5 protein-coding genes are annotated in these 4,760 nt (G+C 42.7%); 4 read left to right on the top strand and 1 reads right to left on the bottom strand.

The features are described 5' to 3' along the window. The coding region (locus PS3_RS07530; RefSeq protein WP_141566752.1) for an LPXTG cell wall anchor domain-containing protein at positions 1–2,081 on the top strand (2,081 nt) is incomplete at its 5' end. Between the two features lie 73 nt (positions 2,082–2,154). Here PS3_RS07530 and PS3_RS07525 read toward each other — a convergent pair. Beyond that, positions 2,155–2,592: a GNAT family N-acetyltransferase gene (locus PS3_RS07525; RefSeq protein WP_007122544.1), complete on the bottom strand. Its 438-nt coding sequence runs from the start codon at positions 2,590–2,592 to the stop codon at positions 2,155–2,157. An 89-nt stretch (positions 2,593–2,681) separates the two neighbouring features. On the opposite strand from PS3_RS07525, the gene PS3_RS07520 reads away from it, so the two are divergent. From PS3_RS07520 to PS3_RS07510, 3 genes are all read left to right on the top strand, one after another. Further along, positions 2,682–3,149 (top strand): universal stress protein, encoded by a 468-nt coding sequence (locus tag PS3_RS07520; protein WP_040468641.1) that lies wholly within the window; start codon positions 2,682–2,684, stop codon positions 3,147–3,149. A gap of 144 nt (positions 3,150–3,293) precedes the next feature. Continuing rightward, positions 3,294–3,974 (top strand): VIT1/CCC1 transporter family protein, encoded by a 681-nt coding sequence (locus tag PS3_RS07515; protein ID WP_007122542.1) that lies wholly within the window; start codon positions 3,294–3,296, stop codon positions 3,972–3,974. A 9-nt stretch (positions 3,975–3,983) separates the two neighbouring features. Further along, positions 3,984–4,676 carry a VIT1/CCC1 transporter family protein gene (locus tag PS3_RS07510; RefSeq protein WP_007122541.1) on the top strand — a complete coding sequence of 231 codons (693 nt, stop codon included), beginning with the start codon at positions 3,984–3,986 and terminating at the stop codon, positions 4,674–4,676. Positions 4,677–4,760 lie beyond the last annotated feature (84 nt).

Here is a 4,760-nt window from a genome sequence, read left to right as displayed (position 1 = left end):
CCTTGAGTGCCTCGACGAGCGAATCGCTCAGCGCATCAACGAGTGAGTCCTTGAGTACTTCCATTAGTGACAGCCTTTCAACCAGTGCTAGTCAAAGTGTGAGTGCTTCAGAAAGTGTAGTTAACTCAACGAGTTACAGTACGGCAAACCACGAAAGTGAAGTGAAGAGCCAGATTGCCAGTGCCAGTGACTTGGCAAGTCAATCCAAGGCCGGTAGCACGAATGAAAGTCGGATTGCATCAATTAGTGATGAAAACTCGACGAGTTTGAGCACAAGTGTTTCGAAGGCGAGTGCCTCTGATAATGCCTTGAATAGTAGTGCTTCAACCTCAGCGGTGAAGAGCTTAAGTGAAATTAATAGTGCTTCAACCAGTGCACTGGTAAGTGCTAGCGATTCACAAAGTCTCTCGGAAACGGGTAGCTTAACTAGTGAACAGTCAGCTTCTGTCTCGGCAGCAAGTCAAAAGGCAGCCTCAGTTAGCGTTAGCCAAAGTACTTCGAATCGTGAGGCCTCGACGAGTGCTTCAGTATCACTCAGTGATGATCTATCTAATAATGATTCGCTAAGTGACAGTGCCTCAACATCATTGAGCAAGGCTCTCAGCAGTGTTATGAGTCAAGTAGTGAGCGAAAGTGCTCGGAGTAATACTAGTCGGAGTGCTTCGACGAGTACGATTGAATCGACGAATTACAGTACGGCTAACCACGAGAGTGAAGTGAAGAGTCAAATCGCTAGTGCTAGTGACTTGGCAAACCAATCCAAGGCGGGCAGTGTTAATGAAAGTCGGATTGCATCAATTAGTGATGAAAACTCAACGAGTTTGAGTACCAGCGTATCCAACGCGAGTGCTTCGGATGCATCATTGAATAACAGTGCTTCAACATCAGTTGAACAAATTATCAGTGAACTCGACAGTGCTTCAGTTAGTGCCGAAAACAGCACTTCGGCATCTAACAGTTTGGATGATCGGGACAATGTAACGAGTGATGAATTAACGTCGATGGCGCAAGCTTCGGCTTCAGCAGCCTCAGTCAGCGCTAGTCAAAGCACTTCAAACCGGGCGGCTTCACAAAGTGCCTCAACTTCCTTAAGTGATCTGCAATCAGGTAATGAATCCTTAAGTGAGAGTGCTTCAACTTCGTTGAGCAAGGCCCTCAGCAGTGTCCTAAGTCAAGTGGCAAGTGAAAGCCTAGCTTCGCAAAGTGCTTCCCTTTCAACGAGTGAAAGCTTATCAATTAGCGCTAGTCAAAGTGTGAGTGCTTCTATCAGTGCTGAGAACTCAACGAGTTACAGTACGGCAAACCACGAGAGTGAAGTGAAGAGTCAGATTGCTAGTGCTAGTGACTTGGCTAGTCAATCGCAAGCTGGTAGCACGAACGAAAGTCGGATTACATCAATTAGTAATGAAAACTCAACGAGTTTGAGTACCAGTGTATCCAACGCGAGTGCTTCAGATGCATCGTTGAACAACAGTGCTTCGGTATCGGCCGTGAAGAGCTTAAGTGAAGTTAATAGTGCTTCACAAAGTGCTCTTAACAGCACTTCGGTTTCGACGAGTCTTTCCAACCGTGGTAACTTGACCAGTGATGAATTGACTTCAATTGCCCAAGCTTCGGCTTCAGCAGCCTCAATCAGCACCAGTCAAAGTACTTCAAACCGGGCCGCATCGCAGAGTGCTTCAGTATCCTTAAGTGATGCTCAATCTGGTAACGAGTCCTTAAGTGAGAGTGCTTCAACTTCGTTGAGCAAGGCCCTTAGCAGCGTTATGAGTCAAGTAGCGAGCGAAAGCTTGTCTAAGACGCTCAGTCAAAATGACTCAGTTTCGGCTAGTGAATCGGCTTCAGCATCCTTATCAACCGCTCAAATTACGGAAACGCAAGTACATTCCGGAGTTTACAGTTGGCAAGATGCGGATCAAGTATTAACAAATACGACCAACGCTGACCAGAGTGCTACGAAGCAAACTGAATCCTTACCACAAACTGGTAATGAAACGAATGCTTCCATGACCACGATGGGTGCCTTATTAGCGGGTATCGCAGCCTTAGCTGGATTTAAGAACTTCAAGAAGAAAGACTAATTAATTTTGGTCTATTAAAAAGGAGATCCTCAGAAATTTGAGGATCTCCTTTTTTGAAGTAATATGGTAAGGGTTACATAGCCGGATGAGTCATTTTAATATGAGGGGTACCCGCAATTTGAACTGGCGCCCCTTGACTGGTAAACCCAAATTTTTGATAAAAACCTTCGACATAATCTTGGGCATGAATTTCAATTGGCTTCTTTGGATAATTTTGTTGGATCGTTTGCATTACTAAATCCATTAGCTGTTGGCCCAGGCCCTGACCGCGGTAACTAGGTGAGGTAGCAACTCGTCCAAAAGTAACAAAATTATCTTCAATAAAAATACGTGCATAGGCAACCACGTCACTATTATTGATAGCAAAGACATGGGTTGCCACTAGATCATTTTCATCAGGATCTTGATAGATCCGATTTTGTCCAACTGTAAAGACTTGAGATCGAAATTGATATATTTGGAACAATTCTTTAGTGGTTAATTCATTAAACTTTTTTTGCTTCCATTCCATTGGCTAAACCTCCAAAGATTAGTTGTTTACAAGTATATCAAATGCCGGTATCATAAAGAAGTAGCATGAAACAAGCGGAGAGGAGATTCATAATGGAAATCAAACCAAAGACGTTTCATAAAATTTTAGTTGGGGTTGATAATGCTCCAGATGCCTTAGCGGCTTTTGATTATGCGGTGGACAAAGCTAAGCGTGATGGCTCCGAATTAGGCATTGTCTCCGTATATGAAACTCATAATGTCAATGTCTTTCAAATCTTGGATAAGGATTATGTCATTGACAGTCGCGAAAAACTAGAAGAACAGGTTCAAGAATACGTTCAAGCAGCGATTGATTATGGGGTGGATCCCAAGAAGATTACCTTAATTGTTGACCAAGGTGACCATCCTGCTGAACGAATCTGTAATCATGTCATTCCTGAATTTACGCCAGATCTCCTAGTGATTGGCTCGATTGGGAAAACCGGTTCACGTAAGGCGATTGGATCGCAAGCATCCTATATCGTTGAGAATTCTGGGGTCTCGGTTACGGTGATTCGGACTGATCAGCAAAACTAAATATAGATCTTAAAGAATGTGGTATTCCAAACGGAAACCACATTCTTTTTTAGAATAATTCTAAAAAAGCTTGACTTCTGATAGTGATGAATCTATGATAATAAATGTAATTAGAACGATTCTAAACTAAAGAGGGAGAAGCGAATGAAACGGAAAATGTCGTTAGCACAAAAGGTGAATATTTTACGAGCTAGTGTGATGGGGGCAAATGATGGCATTATCTCGGTAGCGGGGATTGTAATTGGGGTTGCGGCAGCAACGCAAAATCCCTTTGCTATTTTAATCTCTGGTCTGGCAGGTAGTTTGGCAGGCACGATTTCCATGGCAGCGGGTGAATACATTTCAGTCAGTACCCAAAAGGATTCCCAAAAGATGGCCTTAGCAGTTGAAGGTCAGCGTTTAAAAAATGATTACGCTAGCGAGTTTTCTTTTGTTAAGCAAAAGTACCTTGATCAATCTATCGATCCAGAATTAGCTCAAGCAGCGACTCAACAATTGATGGATAAAGATCCAATTGGGACTGTGGTTCAAGAACGGTATGGCTTTAACCCACGCGAATATACCAGTCCATACGATGCGGCGATTGCTTCTTTTATTTCCTTCCCAATTGGCTCAATTTTACCGATTGTGGCGGTTACGATTTCACCAGTTCACTTACGGATTTGGATGACCATGTTGGCGGTCACCTTCATGTTGATTATTACCGGATACACAGCAGCAGTGCTTGGTGGATCAGATCGTTGGAAGTCGGCTTTCCGGAACGTAATTGCTGGCTTAATTACCATGTTGATTACTTTCGTCATTGGACAATTATTTGCCCACTAAGGAGTTACTATGCAAATTAAAACAATTAAACATCAGCACCAAACCATGGAAGAAAAATTAAATACTTTGCGTGCTGGGGTCTTAGGATCTAATGATGGGATTCTCACCGTGGTCGGGGTCCTTGTTTCGGTAGCGGCCGCAACCTCAAATTCTTTTACCATTTTTATTGCTGGTTTATCAGATTTGTTAGCCTGTGCTTTTTCGATGGCAGTCGGTGAATATGCATCGGTGAGCACGCAAAAAGATACTGAAAAATCGGTCGTGGCAAAAGAGCAACATCTTTTGAAAACTGACTTTCAAGGTGAATTAGAAGCAGTGCAAGCTTATTATCATTCCAAAGGCTTGACCAGTGATCTTTCTTTAAAGATCGCCGAGGATTTAATGAAGAAAAAACCGTTAGCAACGGTTTTAAAAGTAAAGTACAATATTGAGCTTGGTCATTATTTGGATCCATGGGCGGCCGCTTTTTCATCATTGTTTGCGGCGGCTTTAGGTGGGATCTTGCCATTAATGGCAATGACCTTTGTAAATGGATTTTATAAGTGGCCGATGACAATCGCCGCCGTGGCGGCATCGAGTGCCTTGACGGCTTTGATTAGCTCGAAATTAGGTGATGGTGATACGAAAGTTGCCATTATTCGTAATATTGTCATAGGTTTAATTACCATTGCTATCCACTATGGGGTAGGTAGATTATTTTAATAATAGGGCCGAGTTAAAAACTGGGCTTTTTTTGTTGACAGACAGGTTAAAATTCATTATTATTAAAAACTAATTAGATTATGT

Origin of the sequence: Limosilactobacillus gastricus PS3, assembly GCF_000247775.1 — a bacterium.
In the GTDB taxonomy this organism is placed as follows: Bacteria; Bacillota; Bacilli; order Lactobacillales; family Lactobacillaceae; genus Limosilactobacillus; species Limosilactobacillus gastricus_A.
The sequence above is the reverse complement of the archived record's forward strand: the minus strand, read 5'-3'. Positions and strand labels throughout refer to the sequence as shown.